The following is a 22,539-nucleotide window of genomic DNA, read 5'->3' as shown; positions in this document are numbered from 1 at the left end:
GGAAACAAACCCGTTTCCTGCTTACGTTTCTCGTAACACGATCTGCGCGACACACTCCACATGCGCCGTATGCGGGAACATGTCGACCGGCTGGATGTAGGCGACGCGATAGGCGGCCGCTAGGGTGTCGAGGTCGCGGGCGAGGCTGGACGGGTTGCACGAGACGTAGACGACTTTTTGCGGGCGGACGCGGAGGATCGTTTCGAGCAGCGCCTGGTCGCAGCCGACGCGGGGCGGGTCGACGATGATGACGTCCGGCTTCCAGCCTTCGTTCACCCATTTCGGCAGCCAATATTCCGCTTTGCCGACGACATAGTGCGTGTTCGTGAACCCGTGTTTTTTGGCGTTTTTCTTTGCGTCTGCGATCGCTTCTGGAATCGTATCCATGCCGCGCACTTCGTTGGCGTCGCAGGCGAGCCACAGCCCGATCGTGCCGACGCCGCAATAGGCGTCAACGATCCTCTCTGTTCCGGTGAGAGCGGCTGCTTTTTTCACTTCATCGTACAATTTCACCGTTTGGATCGGATTGAGCTGGAAAAACGCGCGCGCGGAGAGCTCAAATGACAAGTCGCCGAGCGTTTCTTGAATGTATTCGTCGCCGGCGAGCACTTCCGTCTCATCGCCGAAAATGAGCGATGTTTTTTCGCCGTTGATATTTTGCACGATCGATTTGACTTCGGGGAGACGGCGGCGAATTTCGTCAATGAGCAGCTCTTGGCGCGGAATGTCTTTCGTCGCCGTGACGAGAACGACTTGGATGTCGCCGGTATGAAAGCCGACGCGGGCGACGATCGTCCGCACGACGCCGGTTCTTGTCCGCTCGTTGTAAATCGGGATGCGCAAGTCTTGCAAAATCGTTTTGATGATGTTCGTCACGCGCGTCGTTTGCGGGTGTTGGACGCGGCATTCCGACAAGTCGATGAGCCGATGGGAGTTGAGGCCGTACAGCCCGGCGAGCACCTTCCCTTCTTTCATCCCGACTTGGAACTGGCTTTTGTTTCGGTAATGCCACGGGTCATCCATGCCGATTGTCGGACGGATGTCAAGTTTGTCAACATCGAGGCGGCGGGCGTGGCGGCGCAGCGCCTGGATGACAATGTCGCGCTTCGCCTCCAGCTGCGCTTCGTACGCCAAGTGCTGGAGCTGGCAGCCGCCGCACTGGTCATAGAGCGGGCATGGCGGCTTGATGCGGTTTGGCGAGCGCTTGCGGATGCGCTTGATGTTCGCCTCGGCATAGGTAGGGTGGATGTCGGTCGCCTCGACGATCACTTCCTCGCCCGGCAAGGCACCGGGGACGAAGACGACTTGTTTTTGAAAATAGCCGACCCCTTCGCCGTTAATGCCGATTCGCTGAATCGTCAGCGGAAATTGGTCTCCCTTTCGAATCTTCACCTTCGTTTGTCGCTTTGCCATATCGGTCCCTCTCATTCAATGCTTCTCCATAAATAAAGCGCCGCGTAGCTCGCATACGGCTTCCACCGCTCGCCGAGCGCCGCCAGCTCGTGGGCGGTCGGCCGCTTCGGCAGCTGAAAAAGTTGTTCCACCGCCCGCTGCAAGCCAATATCCGCCGGCGGGAAGACGTTCGGGCGGCCGAGTCCGAACAGGAGGAAATTTTGCACGGTCCATGGCCCGATGCCGCGGACGGCGGTCAGCCGTTCCATCACTTCGCCGTCCTCCATCTGCCTGAGTTCATCAAGCCGCAGCTTCCCCTCGGCAATGAGGCGCGACACATCGACGATATATTCCGCTTTCCGTCCGCTCAGCTGCAAGGCGCGCAAGTCCTCGTACGAGCGGGCGGCGATCTCTTCCGGGCGCGGGTAAAACCAAACGCCGTCCCGCTCCTCGCCGAACGTTTTCACAAACCGCTCTGTGAGCCGATAGCCGACTTTGAGATGAAGCTGTTGGTGGATCAAACATTTGACGAGGCAAAAATACAAATCAAAATCAAGCACCAACGGCAGCCCTTCATAACGGGCAAATAGCGGCGCCAGCTCGGTCGCCTGAAAATGGCCGTGCACCGAAGCGAGCGGCGTCCGCCATTGAAACAGATCGGAAATCCGTTCAATGATCTCCTGTTGCCGCTCGGGATGTGGCCCCGACACGATCAAGCGCGGGGCGTCTTTCGTACCGATGCTTTCCACCGCGACGGGCACCTTTACGTCATCGAGATGAAGCGGAACGGTGACGCGCTGCCGCTCTAGATCAACCGCCAGCAGCGGATCGAGCGCCAATCGCTCCAACGCATGGGCAAAATCGTACGGCGCGGGCACGGTAATCGTTTGTTTCCACATCGTTCTCACCTTTCTCGTTCGTCCGTGCCCTTATTATAACGAAAAACGCCCCGCCAAACCAACGAATCGGACAAGCAGCCGATCCGTTTCTGGTGGCGAGGCGGGGAATAGCCTAGCGGCGCACCCTGTTGTTTTGACCATCCGCAACGCGACGACGACGGACACAGGGACAGAAGCTGTCGGCACTGACTTCTGCACCGAAAAGCGCTCACTTCCATGAGCAGACAGGCCGCGCTGAAGGCGTTACGGACGAAACAGCCACGGATGGAGGCCCATCTTTTTCGCCATCAACTCATCTAAGCTGGCAAACGTATACCCTTGTTTGCGCAAGTCGTCGATCACCTTCGGCAGCGCGTCGGCGTTGTCTTTTGAGACCGAGTGCAAAAGCAAAATCGCCCCGGGATGGATTTGCTTCATGATTTGATCGTACGCGTATTGCCAGCCGCGCTGGCGGTCGGTCTGCCAGTCGACGAACGCCAGCGACCAAAAGACGTGGTAATAGCCGAGCTCGCGGGCGAGCGCCAACGTCCGTTCACTGAAAATGCCGCGCGGCGGGCGAAGGTACGCCATCCCTTTTTGCCCGGTCAATTTCTCGGTCTTTTCTTTTACTTTTTCCAGCTCTTCACGGAACCGCTCTTCGCTTGCCGTTGTCAAATCGGGGTGGTGCCATGAATGATTGCCGATGATGTGCCCCTCGGCGGCCATTCGTTTCACCAACTCAGGGGCGGTTTGCAAGTAATGGCCGGTGACAAAAAAGGCAGCCGGCACGTTCTTTTCTTTTAACACGTCTAAAATTTGCGCCGTATAGCCGTTTTCATAGCCGTTGTCAAACGTCAAATAAATCGTTTTTTCGCTCGTATCGCCTAAATAAAAGGCATCGTATTTGGCGAGCAGTTCGTCAAGCTCTTTTCCCGCCGATGGGGGCTGATGGTTTTCGCTCCGCTTGAATCCCCAATGGATCGGGGCATGGCTTGCCGCGAACGCGGGGGCGGGGATCAACGTGAACAGCAACAAAAGAGAAAGAAGCCATTTCATGCGCACAATGCCTCCTTGGCTGCGATCGTTTCCTTTTTCTTATTGTTTTCCCGCCTCCGCGCTTTACGCGCGCCATTTTTTGCAAAAAAAGCCCCAAACGCGCCTGCGGCACACGCGTTTGGGGCCAGGTGAGCTGAGCGACCAGCCGTTCGTTTGAAATCGCTTCTTTCTTTTTATTTGAACACCGGTTCTTTGAATTGAGCGAGCTTTTCAAGTGACGATTTTTCCACATCTTCATGCAAGCTGTTGCCGTGCGAATCCATCGTGACGACGGCGGTGAAGTTTTCGACGCGCAAATGCCACATCGCTTCCGGGATGCCGAATTCCAGCAAATCGACGCCTTCTACGGATTTGATGCAATCGGCGTAATATTGCGCGGCGCCGCCGATGGCGTTCAAATACACGCCGCCGTGTTCTTTTAAGGCTTGCAGCGTTTTCGCGCCCATGCCGCCTTTGCCGATGACGGCGCGGACGCCGAATTTTTTCATGATGTCGCCTTGGTATGGCTCTTCGCGGATGCTCGTCGTCGGGCCGGCGGCTTTGACGTGCCAGCGGCCTTCCTCATCTTTTAACATGACCGGGCCGCAATGGTAAATGATTTGCCCGTTCAAGTCGACCGGCGCGTCATGGTCCATCAAATATTTATGAATAGCGTCGCGGCCGGTGTAAATCATGCCGCTGATGCGGACGACATCGCCGACGCGAAGCTGGCGCACTTGTTCTTCCGACAGCGGCGGAACGAGGTCGATGACGCGTGTGTCGCCTTGTTCAAGCGCCGCGGCGGCTTCCACTTTTTCCAGCTCCTTAGTTAAATCGACGTCTTCGCCGTCTTGGTACAGCCATTCAACGATTTCGCCGGTTTGCGGGTCGATTTTCACGCCCATGCGGCGGAACGCCCAGCAATTGTAAGCGACGGAAACGAAGAAGCTTGCCGGGATGCGGTGCATGACACCGATTTTACAGCCCAGCAGCGTCGATTCGCCGCCAAAGCCCATCGTGCCGATGCCGAGCTTGTTGGCGTTTTCCATAATGTATTCTTCGAGTTGGCGCAGTTCTTCGATCGGATTGACGTCATCGACCGGGCGGAACAGCTGCTCTTTGGCGAGCTCATAGCCCGATGAGCGGTCGCCGCCGATGCCAACGCCGATGAAGCCGGCGCTGCACCCTTGCCCTTGCGCTTGGTACACCGCATGCAAAATGCATTTGCGAATGCCGTCAAGGTCGCGGCCGGCGCGGCCGAGCCCTTCGAGTTCACACGGCAGGCTGTATTGAATGTTTTTGTTTTCACAGCCGCCGCCTTTTAAAATCAAACGGACGTCAATGTAATCGTTTTCCCATTGTTCAAATTTGATGACCGGCACGCCTTCTCCCAAGTTGTCGCCGCTGTTTTTGCCGGTAAGCGAGTCGACCGAGTTCGGACGCAGCTTGCCGTTTTTCGTCGCTTCAACAATGGCGGCGCGGATCGCTTTTTTCATTTCGATTTGATTCACGCCGACCGGCACTTTGATTTTAAACGTCGGCAAGCCGGTGTCCTGACAGATCGGCGACACGTTTTCGTCCGCCATTTGAATGTTCTCAACGATCGTATCGAGCGCCATCGCCGCCCGAGTGCCGGCGTTTTCGCGCACTTTCGCCCGAGCGATCGCTCGGCGAACGTCCTTCGGCAGCTTCGTTGACGTCTCCACGATCAAGTCATACATGCTTTGCTGGAATTTTTCCATGTCGGTTCCACGCCCTTTCCCTTTGGATCGCCCTATCGGCAGTTGTCTCATCTCCTTCTATTATACTGCTTTTTCTCGGTTATGGAAAAAATCTTTCTTTTCTGTCTCATCAGCTCCACGCCCGCCTCATAGGAATGGGATAGAGGTTCGGTAAAACGATTGACAAGCGGAGTGACTGTTGCCGATAATGAACGTTGAGACTTTGAATGGAAAGAGGAGAAAGACATGCGTGCATCGACCATGCCAGCGATTACACCGATGTATGACCCGTGGGAGGCGTATGTCGATATTGAAGAATACGGACAACTTGAACTGACGAACATCGAGTTCACGACCACGACGCTTTGCAATATGCGCTGTGAGCATTGCGCCGTTGGCTATACGCTGTCGGCAAAAGACCCCGAGGCGCTGCCGCTTGATTTGTTGCTCCGCCGCTTGGAAGAAATCCCGCATTTGCGATCATTAAGCATCACCGGCGGCGAGCCGATGCTGTCATTAAAATCCGTCGACCAATACGTCGTTCCCCTTCTCCGCTATGCGCACGAGCGCGGGGTGCGGACGCAGCTGAATTCAAATTTGACCCTTGACTTGGCGCGCTATGAACGAATCATTCCGTATTTGGATGTGCTGCACATCTCCCATAACTGGGGAACGATCGATGACTTTATCGACGGCGGATTCGCCATGATGGAGCGGAAGCCGACGCGCGCCCAGCGCGAAAAGTATTTTCAGCGCATGCTCGACAACGCGAAAGCATTGGCGAAAGCGGGGGTCTTAGTGTCGGCGGAAACGATGCTCAACAAGCGGACGGTTCGCCATTTGGAAACGATCCACCGCCAAGTGGTCGAGGAAATGGGCTGCCGGCGGCATGAAATCCACCCGATGTATCCGAGCGATTTTGCCAGTGCACTTGAGACGTTGAGCTTGGACGAATTGCGCGAAGCGATCCACCATTTGCTTGACATTCGCAACGAGGACGTCTGGATGCTGTTTGGCACGCTGCCGTTTTACCCGTGCAGCGACAACGAAGAAGATGTGGCCCTATTGAAGCGGCTGTACGAAAGCAAAAACGTCACCGTGCGCAACGATCCGGACGGCCGCTCGCGGCTCAATGTCAACATTTTCACCGGCGATGTCATCGTCACCGATTTCGGCGATGAACCGCCGCTTGGCAACATCATCCGCGATTCGCTGCCTGACGTGTATGACCAATGGCGCCGCTCGAAACTGGCCAATGAGCTGCTTTGCCATTGTCCGGCGGCGCGCTGCCTCGGGCCGAACGTTCTTGTGAAGCAGACGTATTATCGCGACATCGATTTTACGAAGCGATCCGCGCGAGTGGCCCGATAAGCGGTATGACTAGCAAATGGAAAAGGTGCCCGTCTTTTGGGCACCTTTTACCTCGGTTGCTCGCTGACAACGTAAGACATATACAGCCGGTCCTGCACCGGGATCCACGCCCCGACTCCTCTTGTCGTGACGTTTTTGACGACAATGTTCTTTTTGTTTCCGCGCAAAACGACATACACTTCGCCGTAAGTCACTTTTCCTTTTTCATTGACCGCTGGAACATAGGCGTACAAATACCCCATCTTTTTCGCCGGCACTTGGTACGGCTGGTCTTTTTTCGTGCCAAGGCCGACGACCGTGCTGAACGCAAGCGGCAAATTCGTTTTTTCCATCGCTTTGTTCAGCATCATCCGCTTGACAGCATCCTCATTCGGCACTTTGGATGTCAACCCGCCGCGGACGTGTTTTTGCATTTCTTGTTTATAATACAATTTTTGTGCGGCATCGCCGCCGCGATTATCGAGGAAATTCGTGTTGACTTTTTGGTATTCCCAATTCGTTGATGTCTCCAGCGACTGGTAATTGAGCGGCCATTGACCTAAATAAATCGTCGCTCGATAGCCGATGGCCCATGGCGTGTCCGTCGCCGACGATTCGTTTAAAAGATGAATCAATTCAGGATTTTCGATTTTCACGTTGGCCGATTTCAACAGCTGTTTCGCAAACGAGCTTGGCTCTAAATGCGGCAAGTCTTGCGTTGGATTTGGGTACGTATTTTCTTTCGATATATCGATCACCGCGGTGGGCGCCGGTTTGCCGGAGGACGCCAACGTCGGCGCTGCGGCCGCATATAGAAGCAGCGCGCTCACGAGCAACGAAACGGACCATTTTTTCATCCCGCATGTTCACTCCTTTCGCTCCTAGGTATTCATGGTTAGTTTCTTTCAAAACCTGCTCTTTATCCGCGGCGATGAAAATTTTGTCCTGCTTCGGCGTTTCGTTTTCTTCGTCTGTCCAAACCACTAGGAGGCCGTTTTTAACGGAAGCCCCGTCACAGCAAGTAAAAGCCGATTCCCATAATCGTATACGCCGCCAGCAGCGTCGCCCCTTCAAACCAATTTGTATCCCCGTCATTGGAAAGGACGATGATGAGCAGCACGGAAGCGGCCATCGCGACCAGCTCAGGAAGCGAAAAGACGAGCGGCATTTTTTCCGGAAACAGAAGCGAAACGAGCACAAGTACCGGCGCGACGAACATGGCGATTTGCAATGTCGAGCCGATAGCGATTTCGACGGCGACGTTCATTTTGTTTTTATACGCCATAATGACGGCCGAAGCGTGCTCGGCCGCATTGCCGACAATGGCGACGATGATGATCCCGATAAACAGTTCGCTCCAGCCGAACGATTCGGCGACCGTTTCAAACGTATGGACAAGCCGTTCCGATAAGTAAGCCACCGCCACCGTGGCCAGCGCCAAAATGGTCGTCGCTTTTCCTTTTCCCCATTCCGGCTCTTCGTGTTCTTCCGTTTTATCGGATTGATGCTGATAAACGCCGCGGTGAGTGACAAGCCGAAAATACAGGGCCGCGATATAAAGCAAAATCATGATGATGGCGATGCCGACGCTGAGCGCCAGCTGCTCTCCGCGGTCCATCTGCATCGTAAACACCTCAGGGATGACAAAGGCGACAAAAATGGCAAACGTCAACAACCCCGCGTTATGGCGGGCATCATAAATGTTAAATCCTTGCCGTTTGTATTTGAGCCCACCTACAAAAAATGACAGCCCGGCAACGAGCAATAAGTTGCCAAGCACCGAACCGGTCAAGGAAGCGAGCACAACGTCAACGAGCCCAGCCTTCAAGGCAAAAATGGAAATAATCAGCTCGACGGCGTTCCCGAATGTCGCATTCAACAACCCGCCGATGCGCGGCCCGGCGACAATCGCCAAACTTTCCGTCGCCCGCCCCATATAGCTGGCGAGCGCAATGATCGTCAAACAGTATAGCCCAAACAGCAAAACGGTCGGCCAGTGAAGAAGTCCGCCGATGACGGACACCGGCACGCCGATCCATGTCAGCCAAGCGAATACTTTGTTCATTTTCGCTTCTTCCACCTTTCCATTCATTTTCGTTGCACAATCCGGCATTCGCCTGTACGATGAAGAGTGGCGCATCTACTACGATGAAGAGTGGCGCATCTACACCGAAACATTTGAAGGGCAGCGTGATCGGCCGCGGGGGAACCTTACCGCTTGGTAACGGGATTTTTGCGGAGGGCCCACGGGCGACGCTTTGCCCTCTGCCCAGGGGATGAAAGCGACCGCTTGCCGACGAGATTTCCACAGAAAATTCGACGGGTAGCGTTTTCCCTCCATCCAGGGCTGAACATCACGCGCCAGTGCGGCCTTTTCACGGAAAAGATCCATGGGCGGTGATCGGCCCTCCACCCAGACATGAAAATCTCGCGACAGTTCGGCATTTTCACGGAAAACAGGCATACCGCTGCCTTACCTCTGTCGTTCGGCAGCGGCAACGCGAACAATCCACAGAAACGGGGGCTTGCCAATGCGTTTCGCTGTTTTAACCGGAATCGTCGCCATTTCAGGCTTGTCTCAAGGAATGCTGCTTCCATTGTTGGCTCTTTTGCTTGATAAACAGGGGATTTCTTCTTCGGTGAACGGAGGGCATGCGGCCGCGCTGTATGCCGGTGTATTGCTCATTTCCCCTTTTTTGGAGCAGCCCTTGGGCAAATATGGGTACAAGCCCATGATTCTCCTTGGCAGTTCTATTGTAATATGTTCGCTTACCCTTTTTCCACTGTTCCCTTCCTTTTTCATTTGGTTTGTTCTGCGCTTTCTCATTGGGGTGGGCGATCATATGCTTCATTTTGCGACTCAAACGTGGATCACTGACTTTTCGCCGCCGGAGAAGCGCGGACGACGGCTGTCGCTGTACGGTTTAGCGTTTGGCCTTGGCTTTACCGTCGGGCCGCTGCTCGCTTCGCTCGCTTCGGTCAACGAAGCGTTGCCGTTTTTCATCGGCGCTCTGCTCAGTCTGATCGGCTGGGTGGCCGTGTTTTCGCTGCCGAATGAAAAACCGCGGCCGCTGGAACGAACGTCCACGGCGGCCGGGCGGTGGCTAGGGGCGTGGAAGGGGGCATGGCCCGCGCTCTTGTTGCCGTTTGCTTACGGCTTTTTGGAAGCAGCCATTCACTCGGTGTTCCCGCTGTACGCCTTGGATCAGCGATTGAGCACAGAACAAATCGCGTTTTTATTGCCTTGCTTCTCATTGGGAGGCATCCTGTTTCAGCTGCCGCTTGGAGCTTTGAGCGACTGGCTCGGGCGCCGCATTACCATCACTGGGGCGCTGTTGGCGGGCGCCGGCTGTTTTTTGGCGGCGTTTGCTGCCGGTCCTTCTCCCGTCAGCCTAGCGATCTGCTTATTTGCCGCCGGGATGTTTACAGGGTCGCTGTTCTCGCTCGGCATCGCCTACATGACCGATCTGCTGCCAAAAGCGCTCCTCCCGGCTGGGAATTTGTTGTGCGGAATGTTGTACAGCCTCGGTAGCATGATCGGCCCGCCGCTTTCCGGCAGCGCTGTCGATGTTGCAGCGGACGCCTTTTTCCTAGCGGTCAGCGCCGTTCTCCTGCTCCCGGTTCTCGGCCTTGTGAAGCGACGAAAGCAGGAAAAAACGGCCTAACCGCTTCCTTTCATTTTCTGTTTTTTTAAAAAAATCATTGACCGTTTTCTCTTTTCTGTTATATAATAAAAACAAGATAATCATGATGTGTTTTAAAACAGTATATGAAAGGATGTGGCGATGATGAGCCGGACAGAACGGAAAAACATGATCGAATTTATTGAAAAAGTGCGGGGCTTGTCGCGAGAACAACTTGCTTGCATGACCGACGCCGAGATTGAATACCTTTATGAACGCTCGTATCATCATCACGAAGAAATTGTGGAGTAATAGCGATCGCTCGAATGGGCACAAAACGGAGCCGACCCAAAACAGACACGTTTTGGGTCGGCTTGATGTTCAATGGTAACCGTTTTGGCCGTTGGCACTCCCGCTCGTTTTATGCTTCGGCCGATTTTTCCCTTTTTGCTTCGTTCCCCCGTCTTTTTTCGTATGCTTCGCCATCGTCATCCCCCCTGTATGAAAATCCCCACACCATTACATTGTCCGGTCGGCACTCGTTTTATACACGTTTAACGGACCCGCTTTCTCCCTTCCCGTTCGCAATCGAACAGAGCGTTCAGCTCTCCTCCCAAGATCAAGATCATGCCAGACAAATAAAACCACACCATCAGCACGATCATCCCGCCAAGGCTGCCATACATCGCCGTATAATTGGCGAAGTTGTTGACGTAATAGGAAAACGCCGACGAGGTGGCAATCCAGCCGGCCGTGGCAAACACGGCGCCGCGCACCACATTGACACAGCGCAGCCGCTTATTCGGGGCAAAATAGTAAAGCGCAGTAAACACCGCAAACAAGAGCAGGGAGCTCGTCACCCATCGCAATGTGTTCCAAACATCCAAAAACGGCCGTGACAACCCGAGCGCCGAAAACAAAAACAGCCCGATCATCCTTCCAAAAACGGGAAGCACGAGAGCGACGATAATGACAGCGATCATGCCGAGCGTCAATACGATCGACAACCCCCTTACTACCCAAAACGGCCGATCTTCTTGCACGTCGTAAGCGCGGTTGAACGCCCGCATAATCGCGCTCATCCCATTCGAAGCAGACCAAACAGCGGCAATGATGCTAAACGACAGCAAGCCACCGTTTTGTTCATCCATGAGGCGATGAACGTTCGTCTCGATGAGACGAAGCGCCTCTTTCGGGGCGTATTGCCGCACGAGCGCGAGCACATCCTCATGCGGAATCGGCAAATAGGCTAACAGCGTCATTAAAAACAGCAAAAACGGAAACAACGACAGGAGAAAATAATACGCCAGCTCCGCCGATAGTCTTGGGATTTCATCTTCCTGAAAACGCCGGGCCAACTCGCGGATGAATGTCGCATTCACCAACATCGGCCGTCCTCCCTTCCCTTGCTTTTCGAACGACTGCATCGTTGACCGCTTTTTTCATCAGCGCCGTGAAAGAGAGCTCCCGCGCCAGGCGAAGCGGAAGCGGCTCAATGCTCCTCCGTCAGCCGATGATCGCGCATGATCGTTTCCAGTAAATGCTCGCATCCCGCTCGGATCAGGCGATACACTTCGGCAAAATTGCCCGTATAGTACGGGTCTGGCACGTCGTCCGTTTCCCGTTCCGGCACGAAATCGAGCAGCCGAGCGATCACCGCTCTCGACCGGGGGCCGGCCAACCGCCGCAAATCGTTCAAATTGGTGGCATCCATGGCGATGATATAATCGAACTCCTCCAAGTCGCGGCGGGCGACTTGCCGGGCGCGGATGCCGGAATAATCGATCTTGTTCTCGCTTAAAATTCGCCGCGTTCCCGCATGCGGTGGTTCTCCCACATGCCAGCTGCCCGTTCCCGCCGAATCAACGGTGATGACATGCTCTAGTCCCCGCTCTTTCACCAAATGGCGAAAAACAGCTTCCGCCATCGGCGAACGGCAGATGTTTCCAAGACAAACGAACAGCACTTTCACCATCCGAAACGGCCTCCCTTTCGCCATCGTGATGAACATCGTTTCATTCGGTATTGTTTCTTTTTTCTCGCCGGCCTAGCCTCTCTTTCACCGCACAGGCCCACCTCTCCATTTTACCATACCGTCTGTTTCTCGGCTGGGCAACAGACGATCTTCTCTCCCGCTTTTCAGCGCCGGTGTGGTACAATACATGATAACCGTTATGAAAGGAGCGCGAATCATGGACTTATCCAAACCGTCGGCGGAAAACGTCGAATACATGATTGACCAATTGAAACAAAAATTAAAAATGCTCAATTGGGAAGCGATGAAGCCATCACATTTTTCCGAGGAATGGTACGATGAATTGAAAGAGATTTTCGAGATGGTGATGAAACGCGAGGCGTTCAGTCCGAGTGAAATGCAAGCCATTGTGGAAGAACTCGGGAATCTGCGCAAAAAGTAAAGGCTTGCCGGTCGTAAGGACGCGCGGTTTTGAAGGGCGGAAAACGGGGCGTCTTTCCGCCGAACCGCGGGGTTCGCTGACATGACGCACCGGCCAGCCATGATCCAAAGGCGCTTGCCCGCCACGATAAACATAATTCCCATCGAAAAACTAGGATTGACATCGGCGGCAATTGTGCTAAAATTTTAATCAATTCCATCATTGCATACGCTTATCAAGAGCGAGGGAGGGACTGGCCCGATGAACTCCGGCAACCTGCTCTGGCTAGCAAGGTGCCAATTCCAGCAAAATGGGTTCCATTTTGAAAGATAAGGCGGCGCTAATTCTTCCGCTCTTTCCACAATCAAAATGGGAAGGGCATTTTTGTCGCCGAGCTGCCGCTTGCTGAGTAAATATCCAACTAATCACGTTGATTTTCTTTGGTTTTATAAGGAGGGAAAAACGATGCTCACGTACGATCAGTGGGAAACGGCAGAAAAACCGTCTTTTCCGTCTGACAATGAAACAAAAGGAGCGCTTGACGTTCTCGCTTGGGCGTACCGCGAGTACGGTGATGAAATGGTGTACGCCTGTAGCTTTGGCATCGAAGGCATCGTGCTGATCGATCTGATTTCCCAAGTGAAACCGGATGCGGAAATCGTCTTTCTCGACACGGGCCTGCATTTTCAAGAAACGTATGACACGATCGAAAAAGTGAAAGAAAAATATCCTTCGCTCCGCATCGTGATGAAACGCCCGTCACTGACGTTGGAACAACAAGCCGCCCAGTTTGGCGATGAACTATGGAAGCGCGATCCGAACAAATGTTGCGAGCTGCGCAAAGTCATTCCGCTGCGTGAAGCGCTGACCGGGGTGACCGCCTGGATTTCCGGCTTGCGCCGCGAACAATCGCCGACGCGGCGCCATGTCGAATACATCAATAAGGATGACAAATTCCGTTCGGTCAAAGTCTGTCCGCTCATTCATTGGACATGGAAAGACGTATGGAACTACGTGTATAAGCACGATCTTCCGTACAACGTGCTTCATGACCGCGGCTACCCGAGCATCGGCTGCGCTCCGTGTACAGCGCCGGCAGTCGATCCGAACGATTTGCGCTCCGGGCGCTGGGCCGGCCAAGGGAAGACCGAGTGCGGGCTCCATCTCACATAGGAGGAACCCATCGTATGCTCCTTGCGATTGCGTTTCTCATTTCCTTTTTCTTCGCCATGAACATGGCGGCATGTAAGCGATTTTTCAGTCTATCAATCTAGGAGGTTATGAACATGAGCGTAAGCATCCCGCATGGCGGCACATTAATCAATCGTTGGAATCCCGATTATCCGCTTGACGAAGCATCCAAAACGATCGAACTGTCGAAAGCGGAATTAAGCGATTTGGAATTGATCGGCACGGGGGCGTACAGCCCGCTCACCGGCTTTTTAACGAAAGCGGACTACGACGCGGTTGTGGATACGATGCGCCTCGCTGACGGCACCGTCTGGAGCATTCCGATCACGCTCGCGGTGACGGAGGAGAAAGCGAAAGAACTTGCCGTCGGCGATAAAGCGAAGCTCGTTTATAACGGCGACGTGTACGGCGTCATCGAAATCGCTGATATGTACCGCCCGGACAAAACAAAAGAAGCCACGTTCGTTTACAAAACGGATGAACTCGCCCACCCTGGCGTGCGCAAACTGTTTGAAAAACCGGATGTGTACGTCGGCGGGGAAGTCACGCTTGTCAAACGGACCGATAAAGGACCGTTCGCCGCGTTTTATTTCGATCCGGCCGAAACGCGGAAGCGGTTTGCCGAACTCGGCTGGAACACCGTTGTCGGCTTCCAAACGCGCAACCCGGTTCACCGCGCTCACGAATACATTCAAAAATGCGCGCTTGAGATCGTCGACGGCTTGTTTTTAAACCCGCTCGTCGGTGAAACGAAAGCAGATGACATTCCGGCTGACATCCGGATGGAAAGCTACCAAGTGCTGCTGGAAAACTATTATCCGAAAGACCGCGTCTTCCTTGGCGTCTTCCAAGCGGCCATGCGCTATGCCGGACCGCGCGAGGCCATTTTCCATGCCATGGTGCGCAAAAACTTCGGCTGCACGCACTTCATCGTCGGCCGCGACCACGCCGGTGTCGGCAATTACTACGGCACGTATGACGCACAAAAAATCTTCTCGAACTTTACGGCCGAAGAGCTCGGGATCACGCCGCTCTTTTTCGAACATAGCTTTTATTGCACGAAATGCGAAGGCATGGCGTCAACGAAAACGTGCCCGCATGATGCTGAGCATCATGTCGTTCTTTCCGGCACGAAAGTTCGTGAAATGCTTCGCAACGGCCAAGTGCCGCCAAGCACGTTCAGCCGCCCGGAAGTCGCCGCCGTCTTGATCAAAGGATTGCAACAGCGCGAAGCGGTCACCCCGTCAACGCGGTAAAGGAGGAGCGTCATGAGCACGAACATCGTTTGGCATCAAACATCGGTCACGAAACAAGACCGGCGCGAGCGCAACAGCCATCATAGCGCCATCCTTTGGTTCACCGGGCTGTCCGGCTCCGGCAAATCAACGGTGGCGAACGCCGTTTCCAGACGGCTGTTTGAGCTCGGCATTCAAAACTACGTATTAGACGGTGACAACATCCGCCACGGGCTCAACAAAGACCTCGGCTTTTCCGCCGCCGACCGGACGGAAAACATCCGCCGCATCGGTGAAGTGGCCAAACTGTTTGTCGACAGCGGCCAGTTTGTTCTAACCGCCTTTATTTCCCCGTTTGCCGAAGACCGGGCGCTCGTCCGCCGTCTCGTCGACGAGGACGAGTTTATCGAAATTTATGTTAGCTGTCCGCTTGAAGAATGTGAAAAACGCGACCCAAAAGGGCTGTACGAAAAAGCGCGCCGCGGGGAAATTCGCGAATTTACCGGCATCGACTCGCCGTACGAAGCGCCGACAGCGCCGGAGCTGACGATCGAAACCGACCGCTATTCGGTCGAAGAATGCGTCGAGCAAGTGCTCGCTTATTTGCGCGAACGGAGAATGATCCCGGCAGCGAAGGCGGACTGATTGTTCCTCCTTTGCTCAAAAGAACGGAAGAACATTTGCCAAAGTCGTTTGCGCACAAAAGCAAACGATGTACAATAAAAAGCACAGCTAGGCATTCACGCCGCGCTCCGGCGGTTGGCTGAATCATGCACGAAGGGGCGGAAACAACGATGGGAAAAGTCTACCTTGTCGGCGCCGGCCCTGGCGATCCGGAACTGATCACCGTCAAAGGACTAACATGCATTCAACGGGCGGATGTCATTTTGTACGACCGTCTCATTAACGAAGAGTTGTTGTCATACGCCAAGCCGGACGCTGAATTGATCTTTTGCGGGAAGCTGCCCGGCTGCCACGCCATGCAGCAGGAAACGATCAACCGCGCGCTCGTCCTGCATGCCAAAAAGGGGAAAACTGTCGTCCGCTTAAAAGGCGGCGATCCATTCGTGTTCGGGCGCGGCGGCGAAGAGGCGGAAGCGCTCGTCAAGCATGGGATTGAGTTTGAGATCGTTCCCGGTGTCACCTCTGCCATCGCCGCAGCGGCGTATGCCGGCATCCCGGTCACCCATCGCGAGTTCAGCTCAAGCGTCGCCTTTGTCACCGGGCACCGGCGCGAAGGAAGCGGCGACGAAATTCAATGGGAAAGCTTAGCCAAAGGCATCGACACCATTGCCATTTATATGGGGATTCAGCGCTTATCCTCCATCTGCGGCCAACTGATGAAATATGGGAAGTCGCCCGAAACACCGGCGGCGGTCATCGAATGGGGAACGACCTCCGCCCAACGCACGGTCACTGGCACGTTAGCGACGATCGCCGAAATCGCCGCCAACGAGCAAATGCGAAATCCGAGCATGGTCATCATCGGGGAGGTCGTGCGGCTGCGCGCGAACATTCAATGGTATGAGCGGCTGTTGTGGTCCTCTGCGGCCGCTGGCGCCACATCGTGAGGCGGTTCGCCATGGAAGCTGTTTTATACGTCAGCCACGGCAGCCGCGTCGCTGCCGCGCGCTTGGAAGCGACCCGTTTCTTCGAGCAATGCAAGGCAGCCGTCGACATCCCGATTCAAGAACTTTGCTTTATCGAACTGGCGGAACCGGATATCATCACCGGGGTTGACCGTTGCGTCGCCCAAGGAGCGACGCGCATCATTGTCATTCCGCTTTTGCTCCTATCGGCCGGACACGCCAAACGCGACATTCCGGCGGCGCTCGAGCTGGCGAAACAGCGCCATCCAGCAGTCGAAATCGTCTGCGGTTCCCCGTTTGGCGTTCATGATGCGATGATTGACATCATCATTGACCGCATCAGTGAATGCGCGTCTTCCCTCGATGGCGAATCGATGATTTTGCTCATCGGCCGCGGCAGCAGCGATCCCGATACGAAGCGCGACATCACCGCCATCGCCCGGCGTTTGCAAGAAAAAACACACGTCCCGCACGTTAGCGTCTGCTTTCTTGCCGCTATCGGCCCGACGCTTGACGAAGGGCTTGAGCAGGCGAACGCCTCACCTTGCCGGCGCGTGTTTGTCGTTCCATATTTATTGTTCACCGGGGTCTTAATGAAAACGATCGAACGGAAGCTGCGCGGGTTCCCTACTTCTGACAAACAATGGCATTTGTGTCCTTACTTAGGCTACCATCCGCGGCTAGTGACGCTCATTCGGCAACAAGTAGCGTCGCTGGCGCTGGCGAAAAAAGGAGCTTGACCGTCCAAGCTCCTTTTTTGTATGTACATTCATTCCCGTCTATTATATGATGAAAGCGGGACCGCAAAGAGCAGCGGCAACCATTGGCTGAACGCTCCGCACAGACCATTCCGTTAGGCACTGAAGCAACGTTCATAGCTGTCTGCCTTTGACCCGCGTCAAAGATAGGAAAATCGCCGGAGCGTGAGGCAACTAAGGAGGTGGCGATATGAAACGGGTGCATGTCATTGCCGAAGGACGCGTGCAAGGGGTCGGTTTTCGCTATTTCGTCCAGCACGAGGCGTTGAAGCGGCAGCTGACCGGCTGGGTGAAAAACAATGATGACGGAACAGTGGAAATGGAAGTGCAAGGGAACGAAAGCGCTCTTCAACTCTTTTTGGAAACGATTGAAGCGGGAACGATGTTTGCCAAAGTGACACGCCTGCACATCGAGCCGCGCGATGTTCGGCCTGATGAAAAACCGTTCCGCATTATGTACGGGAGCGGGTGCTGACCGCTCGGCCAATGAAATACCGCCTCTAGGAGGTCGGTGAAAAACCGCTGTCACACCCATTGGAGGCATTTTCATTCAGAAAAGAAAGCTGATTCTGTGAGGTTTCTCTCATTGAGAAACGGGCGGAACTCAGCAGTATTTTGCACGAAATCACCGGCCTTCTAGGAGGCCGATGATTTAAGGGAGCAGGTCGCTTACCAACCTCGTTTCTCAAATAGAAAAGCTCTGTCGCATCAGGATCATCTTTCAAGCGCTCCCCCATTGCTCAAAAGAAACAACCATTTTTCACCAGCTATCTATGAGGCCGGTGCGTTTCTCAAACTGAAAAACCCGGGAACGCGATCATTTCATTCCTTGATCGATTGTTTTTCACCAGCCTTCTATAGGGCTGATTGACTTGCGCAACCCTTTTCCGAATCGTTTCTCAAGTAGAAAAAACTTGTTGCATCAGCCGCTATGTTCACGCCTTCCATCATCTGCCCAATGTGTGTTGCGGGCGCAAGATGCCGCCCGGCGCGCGGCGCTGGCGAACGAACATGTTTTTCGCTTGCGCACAAAGCCGCTCGCCAGCTCCGGGGCAACTCGGCAGAATTCAAGCGGGCCGCAAATGGGGCGTTGCATAGCGGAAGCACGTCTCCAAAATGGCCATATTCGCCTGCTCGTTTTTCCTCTGCGCTTCACGACAAAGCGGATCAAACGCATCGACAGCGGATCGTGGATACTCCCCGCATACATCGACGCCCAATACGTTTTTCTGAAGCAGCAGCCGCCGCAGGCAAGCCAGCAGCACCGAAAGCGGCATCGTTCCGTGATCCCAGTTCGTGACGGCATCTTCGCGGCTTAGCGCATCTTTGTCAATGCTAATATAGACGCTTCTTGTCGGGACGACTTCTAGCAGCGCCCTCGGCCATTCGTCATCGTCAGCAAACGAAAGAACAGTGATGTTCGGGGATAACTGGAGATGATTCGGAGAAAACGTCGGACCAGCGATCACCACCTTCCGCAGCTGCGGATGGTCAAGCGCGCGGGCCACCCATGATCCGCACGACATGAGGAAGCCGTCGCTCGGATCCGCATCGGTATGGTGGTCAAACAACACAAGAGTGAACGGTTCCTGTATTTCTTGCAACAACAAATACGTGACATAATGATAGTTACCGCTCCCGATCAGCACCGCCCCGCGGGTTCGCCGTCGGCGCAGCCGACGTTCGATTTCAGCGAGCGCAGTCTGGCTGCAATACAAATTCGTTTCCGGCACGTCAGCGAGGTCCACCCACTCGTGCGGAAAACGAAGCAGCCGCGTTTGCGGCCGATACGTGCCATCGAGATGCAACAAAGCGACACCATTTCCTTGAAACCCCATTTCCCTTCACCTTTCCTTTCGTCGAACGGTCCGTCAACGCTTCTAGGTGTGGATGAGTCCAAGATGTGTCCGTTTCTATTATACAAAAAAAAGCGAAATAGTTCCGTTCTGATGCTTCGGTCATGTACAATATAGAAAACAGCAAAAGGAGGGACTTCGCGTGCAACCGATCGATGCCGCCGTCGTGCAAGAGGCGCTGAACCGCTTGGCCAACCGCGATGTGTACATTCATTTGGAGACGACGAACGGGGCGTACGCTGCTCACCATAATGAAGGGTTTTTTTCTGCCGGCGCTTTCATCCGCAACGCCCGCATCCGCTTCACCCGCGGCAAAATCACCGGATTAGGGCCGTACCGCATCGGGCTGAAGCTAGACATCGGCTGGGTGTACGCCGAAGGGTTAACCCATTGGGAATGGACGAAAGAAGAACAATTGCTGTTAGCGGGACATGACTATGAAGGAAAACTGGCTGTCGCCCTTGAACTGAGCGGCAAGCCGTTTGCCTAAGGAGGGCTTCCGATGAACGAACGACATGTACTCGTTGTCTTTCCCCATCCGGACGATGAGGCGTTCGGTGTCTCGGGAACGATCGCCCAGCATGCGCAAAGCGGCACACCGGTTACATACGCCTGCTTGACGCTTGGCGAAATGGGGCGGAATATGGGCGTGCCCCCGTTTGCCAATCGCGAAACGCTGCCGTTCATTCGTAGACACGAACTCGAAGAAGCATGCCGCGTTCTCGGCATTCATGATTTGCGCTTGCTCGGCTATCGTGATAAGACGATCGAGTTTGAGGATGAAGAAGAGCTGGCGGACCGAATCGCCGCCATCGTGGCGGAAACGAACCCATCGCTTGTCATTACGTTTTATCCCGGCTACAGCGTCCATCCCGATCACGATGCATGCGGAGAAGCCGTCATTCGCGCGTTGAAGCGATGGCCCAAAGAACAGCGGCCGACCGTGTATTGCGTCGCTTTTGCCAAAAACTGCGAGCAGGAGCTCGGCCAACCGGACATCATCCGCGATGTCAGCTCGGTCATCGACACCAAACTCGCCGCCATACGCGCCCACCGCTCGCAAACCGAAGGGCTGATGCAGGCGGCCGCGACGCGCGGCGACGCGCTCGCGTGGCTGAAAACGGAGCGATTTTGGACGTACCGCTGGGATGATTAACAGAAGGAGCGGATCTATACAGTCTAAAAAGGGGATCCCAATGCAACCGATCCCCTTTTCGTTTCGCGCCCGCGTGGGAACGATGCCCATCTAGCCGCTGTCTTGGCTGAAGCTTAGAAGGTTGGGGAAAAACCGCTGTCACACGCCGAGCGGCTGCATTTTCATTCAGAAAAGAAAACTGATTCTGCAAGGTTTCTCTAATTGAGAAATGGGTGGAATCAGTAGTATTTTGCACGAAATCGCCAGTCTCTTAGAAGGCTGGTGAAAAAACGCCGATCCCTTTATCAATGAGAGAACGCGCGAAAAGCAGGGCCGATGCATCAGGGTTTTTCTAGTTGAGAAATGACATGGCCAAGCCGTATCTAGAAGGTTGGTGAAAAACCACTGTTTTCCTTGATCAATGATTGAACGTGTAAACATCAGGGCTGATGGAACAAGTTTTTTCTACTTGAGAAACGATTGGGAAAAGCGGTTGAGCAAGTAAATCACCGGCCTTCTAGGATTAATAGAAACTAACCGCTGCAGCCAGCGCTCCTTTCAACACGGTGACCGCTTCGCCTTCGAGTTGCCCCCGCTCCCCCGCTACCGTCACCCGCACAACGCCGCCGCTAGTTGTCAAAAAAGAAATGGTCTCTTCACAGCAACGTTCACCCCGCTCCCATAACACATGGGCGCCCGCTAAGGTCGTATGCCCGCACGGATCGACTTTCCCTTTGGGCGTGAACTAGCGCAGGCGCTAGCCATCTTCGTGTGGAATGAAAAAGAAGGTCTCGGATCAGTTCATCACTGCGGCAACACACTGCATCTATTCGTCCCGAGCCGGCTGCGGCAGCAGACAGGCCGCGGCCGGATTGCCGGCGAACGGCCGAGCGGTGAACGCATCAACAATGTACATTGGGATCTTCATCGTTCCTGTCCTCTCTTTCTCCGCTTCGTTCTTTTTCCTTCGCCAACAAGCCGGCCAACTCCTCATCCCAGCGGCCGTTTTGCCGAAACGAATCCGCAGCGAGCGCCCGAAACAGCCGCTTTCGCCCCTCAGCGTCCGCCACCTCGCGCAGCACGATGGCGCGGGCTCGCTGCAAAAACTCCAAATACGCCCCGTACTCTTCCCCATACCGCTCTTCAAGCTCGCGGCGAATGCGGCGAGCGACCGCCGGGCTTGCCCCTTCAGTGGAGACGGCGATCGTCAGCGGGCCGCGGCGGATGACAGCAGGAACATGAAAATCACATTGTTCCGGAGCATCAACGATGTTCAGCAGCTGTCCCGACGCTGCCGCCTGTGCCACCGCCTCGTTTACTTCGCGGTCGTTCGTCGCTGCGATGACAAGAAACGCGCCGTCCAAGTCATGCGGCGCAAACGTCTTGACGCGCCAGCCAATCATTCCCGCCGCCGCTAACGCTTGCAGCTCCGGTTCAGCTTTGGGAGCGATCATCACCACATCCGCCCCTGCCGCAAGCAGCCCGCGAATCTTCCGCGCCGCCACCTTCCCTCCGCCAACAACGACCGCCCGCCGGCCGCGCACTTGAAGCATCACCGGATATCCCATGGCCCACTGCTCCTCTCGCGATCAACTTTCTTTTTTTCATAGGAAGCTGTTCATTTCATCGTGGCTACGGCTTTACCATGTCATTTTTCAATTAGAAAAACCTTGTTGTAGTGATCCTGCTTTTCACTCATTCTCCCATTGATGAAGGGAATCAGCAGTTTGTCACCAGCCTTATAGGAGACCGGTGATTGAAGGGAGCAAGCCGCTGATCAAGCCCGTTTCTCCAATAGAAAAACCTCGTCGCATCAGGAACACCTTTCAAACGATCCCCTATTGCTCAAAAGAAACAACCGTTTCTCACCAGCCTTATAGGCAAACGTGGAAAAAAGAAGCCGTGCATGAGACACGGCGTTTTCCCTAATATTACATCACCCTTGTGCAACCCTTCCAATACCAACCGATGTACATCGAACCTCCCATGTTTATTGAGAAAACTCGTTCAGCGGAATTTTTCCTCGATGCGCCGCCCGTAATCGCGCAGCGCCTTGGTGTTCGTCGGCTGCCGCTTTTTCATCAGTTCCGCAAAGCGGAGTTGTTTTTCCGTCCATTTTTTCGTCAGTTCTTGTTTTTTCTCGTCGTCCTCGCAACAGCGAAGCAAATCTTCAAGCGTCATCAGTTCTTTTCGCAATTTTGTCTCTTCCGTCACATACCCGGCATTTTTCAGCAACAAATACCCGAGCCGCAACTCTTCGGGAATATGGGAAATATCCTCAAGTTCGAGCGGCTTTCCAAAACCAGGCAAATGATCAAACTCGCCGTTGTCCATCGCCTCGCGAATTTTCTCCTCAGCAATGCGCCAAAATCCATCCATT

The 22,539-nt window shown here is 54.5% G+C and carries 24 protein-coding genes, 1 pseudogene and 1 riboswitch; of the genes and pseudogenes, 12 read left to right on the top strand and 13 right to left on the bottom strand.

Annotated features, from left to right (window positions below; all coding sequences use genetic code 11):
• Positions 1–21: 21 nt before the first annotated feature.
• From rlmD to B4113_RS14775, 4 genes are all read right to left on the bottom strand, one after another.
• Positions 22–1,428, bottom strand: coding sequence for a 23S rRNA (uracil(1939)-C(5))-methyltransferase RlmD (rlmD, locus tag B4113_RS14790; RefSeq protein ID WP_033023387.1), 1,407 nt, complete (start codon positions 1,426–1,428; stop codon positions 22–24).
• The gene (locus B4113_RS14785; RefSeq protein WP_033023388.1) at positions 1,425–2,291 is read right to left on the bottom strand and encodes a DNA-3-methyladenine glycosylase; all 867 of its coding nucleotides are present in this window, start codon (positions 2,289–2,291) and stop codon (positions 1,425–1,427) included. Before B4113_RS14785 ends, rlmD begins: the two co-directional genes overlap by 4 nt.
• A 243-nt stretch (positions 2,292–2,534) precedes the next feature.
• The gene (gene pdaA / locus B4113_RS14780) at positions 2,535–3,326 is read right to left on the bottom strand and encodes a delta-lactam-biosynthetic de-N-acetylase (protein WP_033023390.1); all 792 of its coding nucleotides are present in this window, start codon (positions 3,324–3,326) and stop codon (positions 2,535–2,537) included.
• Between the two features lie 173 nt (positions 3,327–3,499).
• Positions 3,500–5,047, bottom strand: a complete 1,548-nt coding sequence (locus B4113_RS14775) for a fumarate hydratase (RefSeq protein WP_033023392.1) — start codon at positions 5,045–5,047, stop codon at positions 3,500–3,502.
• 225 nt (positions 5,048–5,272) lie between these two features.
• Here B4113_RS14775 and yfkAB point away from each other — a divergent pair, with 225 nt between their 5' ends.
• Positions 5,273–6,397, top strand: coding sequence for a radical SAM/CxCxxxxC motif protein YfkAB (gene yfkAB, locus B4113_RS14770; RefSeq protein ID WP_033023395.1), 1,125 nt, complete (start codon positions 5,273–5,275; stop codon positions 6,395–6,397).
• Positions 6,398–6,444: 47 nt separating this feature from the next.
• Here the strand turns inward: yfkAB and B4113_RS14765 are convergent, their stop codons facing one another.
• Together B4113_RS14765 and cax are read right to left on the bottom strand one after the other, a co-directional pair.
• Positions 6,445–7,233: a YfkD famly protein gene (locus B4113_RS14765; protein ID WP_033023398.1), complete on the bottom strand. Its 789-nt coding sequence runs from the start codon at positions 7,231–7,233 to the stop codon at positions 6,445–6,447.
• Positions 7,234–7,388: 155 nt separating this feature from the next.
• Positions 7,389–8,441 carry a calcium/proton exchanger gene (gene cax, locus B4113_RS14760; protein WP_033023405.1) on the bottom strand — a complete coding sequence of 351 codons (1,053 nt, stop codon included), beginning with the start codon at positions 8,439–8,441 and terminating at the stop codon, positions 7,389–7,391.
• Between the two features lie 466 nt (positions 8,442–8,907).
• Between cax and B4113_RS14755 the strand changes: the two genes are divergently transcribed.
• Positions 8,908–10,041 (top strand): MFS transporter, encoded by a 1,134-nt coding sequence (locus B4113_RS14755; RefSeq protein WP_061912627.1) that lies wholly within the window; start codon positions 8,908–8,910, stop codon positions 10,039–10,041.
• A gap of 123 nt (positions 10,042–10,164) precedes the next feature.
• Positions 10,165–10,311, top strand: a complete 147-nt coding sequence (locus B4113_RS14750) for a BH0509 family protein (protein WP_033020583.1) — start codon at positions 10,165–10,167, stop codon at positions 10,309–10,311.
• 242 nt (positions 10,312–10,553) lie between these two features.
• On the opposite strand, the gene B4113_RS14745 is transcribed toward B4113_RS14750, so the two are convergent.
• Positions 10,554–11,387 carry a YihY/virulence factor BrkB family protein gene (locus tag B4113_RS14745; protein ID WP_061912626.1) on the bottom strand — a complete coding sequence of 278 codons (834 nt, stop codon included), beginning with the start codon at positions 11,385–11,387 and terminating at the stop codon, positions 10,554–10,556.
• 104 nt (positions 11,388–11,491) lie between these two features.
• The gene (locus B4113_RS14740; RefSeq protein WP_061912625.1) at positions 11,492–11,974 is read right to left on the bottom strand and encodes a low molecular weight protein-tyrosine-phosphatase; all 483 of its coding nucleotides are present in this window, start codon (positions 11,972–11,974) and stop codon (positions 11,492–11,494) included.
• Between the two features lie 217 nt (positions 11,975–12,191).
• On the opposite strand from B4113_RS14740, the gene B4113_RS14735 reads away from it, so the two are divergent.
• The 7 genes from B4113_RS14735 to B4113_RS14705 all read left to right on the top strand — a co-directional run bounded on the left by B4113_RS14735 (position 12,192) and on the right by B4113_RS14705 (position 17,643).
• Positions 12,192–12,416, top strand: coding sequence for a DUF1128 domain-containing protein (locus tag B4113_RS14735; protein WP_061912624.1), 225 nt, complete (start codon positions 12,192–12,194; stop codon positions 12,414–12,416).
• Positions 12,417–12,624: 208 nt separating this feature from the next.
• A riboswitch (SAM riboswitch) is annotated at positions 12,625–12,731 on the top strand.
• Positions 12,732–12,860: 129 nt separating this feature from the next.
• The gene (locus B4113_RS14730) at positions 12,861–13,568 is read left to right on the top strand and encodes a phosphoadenylyl-sulfate reductase (RefSeq protein WP_033020587.1); all 708 of its coding nucleotides are present in this window, start codon (positions 12,861–12,863) and stop codon (positions 13,566–13,568) included.
• 113 nt (positions 13,569–13,681) lie between these two features.
• Complete coding sequence (gene sat / locus B4113_RS14725) at positions 13,682–14,842, top strand: sulfate adenylyltransferase (protein WP_061912623.1); 1,161 nt, start codon at positions 13,682–13,684, stop codon at positions 14,840–14,842.
• A 12-nt stretch (positions 14,843–14,854) separates the two neighbouring features.
• A complete protein-coding gene (gene cysC, locus B4113_RS14720) occupies positions 14,855–15,466 on the top strand; it encodes an adenylyl-sulfate kinase (protein ID WP_061912622.1) in 612 nt (203 codons plus the stop codon).
• 149 nt (positions 15,467–15,615) lie between these two features.
• Positions 15,616–16,392, top strand: a complete 777-nt coding sequence (cobA, locus tag B4113_RS14715; RefSeq protein WP_061912621.1) for a uroporphyrinogen-III C-methyltransferase — start codon at positions 15,616–15,618, stop codon at positions 16,390–16,392.
• Between the two features lie 11 nt (positions 16,393–16,403).
• On the top strand, positions 16,404–17,150 hold the full coding sequence (locus B4113_RS14710; protein WP_061912620.1) for a sirohydrochlorin chelatase: 747 nt from the start codon (positions 16,404–16,406) through the stop codon (positions 17,148–17,150).
• Positions 17,151–17,358: 208 nt separating this feature from the next.
• Positions 17,359–17,643, top strand: a complete 285-nt coding sequence (locus B4113_RS14705) for an acylphosphatase (protein WP_033020594.1) — start codon at positions 17,359–17,361, stop codon at positions 17,641–17,643.
• A gap of 592 nt (positions 17,644–18,235) precedes the next feature.
• On the opposite strand, the gene B4113_RS14700 is transcribed toward B4113_RS14705, so the two are convergent.
• The gene (locus tag B4113_RS14700; RefSeq protein ID WP_061912619.1) at positions 18,236–19,006 is read right to left on the bottom strand and encodes an arginase family protein; all 771 of its coding nucleotides are present in this window, start codon (positions 19,004–19,006) and stop codon (positions 18,236–18,238) included.
• A gap of 160 nt (positions 19,007–19,166) precedes the next feature.
• On the opposite strand from B4113_RS14700, the gene B4113_RS14695 reads away from it, so the two are divergent.
• On the top strand, positions 19,167–19,514 hold the full coding sequence (locus tag B4113_RS14695) for a YojF family protein (RefSeq protein ID WP_061912618.1): 348 nt from the start codon (positions 19,167–19,169) through the stop codon (positions 19,512–19,514).
• A gap of 12 nt (positions 19,515–19,526) precedes the next feature.
• Positions 19,527–20,180 (top strand): bacillithiol biosynthesis deacetylase BshB2, encoded by a 654-nt coding sequence (bshB2, locus tag B4113_RS14690; RefSeq protein ID WP_061912617.1) that lies wholly within the window; start codon positions 19,527–19,529, stop codon positions 20,178–20,180.
• Positions 20,181–20,682: 502 nt separating this feature from the next.
• Here the strand turns inward: bshB2 and B4113_RS20755 are convergent.
• The 4 genes and pseudogenes from B4113_RS20755 to B4113_RS14675 all read right to left on the bottom strand — a co-directional run.
• A pseudogene (locus tag B4113_RS20755) lies at positions 20,683–20,892 on the bottom strand (hypothetical protein); the annotation flags it as partial.
• Positions 20,893–20,985: 93 nt separating this feature from the next.
• Positions 20,986–21,087: a PhzF family phenazine biosynthesis protein gene (locus tag B4113_RS20750; protein WP_235598022.1), complete on the bottom strand. Its 102-nt coding sequence runs from the start codon at positions 21,085–21,087 to the stop codon at positions 20,986–20,988.
• Complete coding sequence (locus B4113_RS14680; protein WP_061912616.1) at positions 21,062–21,727, bottom strand: bifunctional precorrin-2 dehydrogenase/sirohydrochlorin ferrochelatase; 666 nt, start codon at positions 21,725–21,727, stop codon at positions 21,062–21,064. Before B4113_RS14680 ends, B4113_RS20750 begins: the two co-directional genes overlap by 26 nt.
• Before the next feature lie 439 nt (positions 21,728–22,166).
• Entirely contained in the window at positions 22,167–22,538 is a 372-nt protein-coding gene (locus tag B4113_RS14675) for a DnaJ family domain-containing protein (RefSeq protein WP_061912615.1), read from the bottom strand.
• Position 22,539: the final 1 nt, after the last annotated feature.

Origin of the sequence: Geobacillus sp. B4113_201601 (assembly GCF_001587475.1) — a bacterium.
GTDB lineage: Bacteria > Bacillota > Bacilli > Bacillales > Anoxybacillaceae > Geobacillus > Geobacillus icigianus.
The sequence above is the reverse complement of the archived record's forward strand: the minus strand, read 5'-3'. Positions and strand labels throughout refer to the sequence as shown.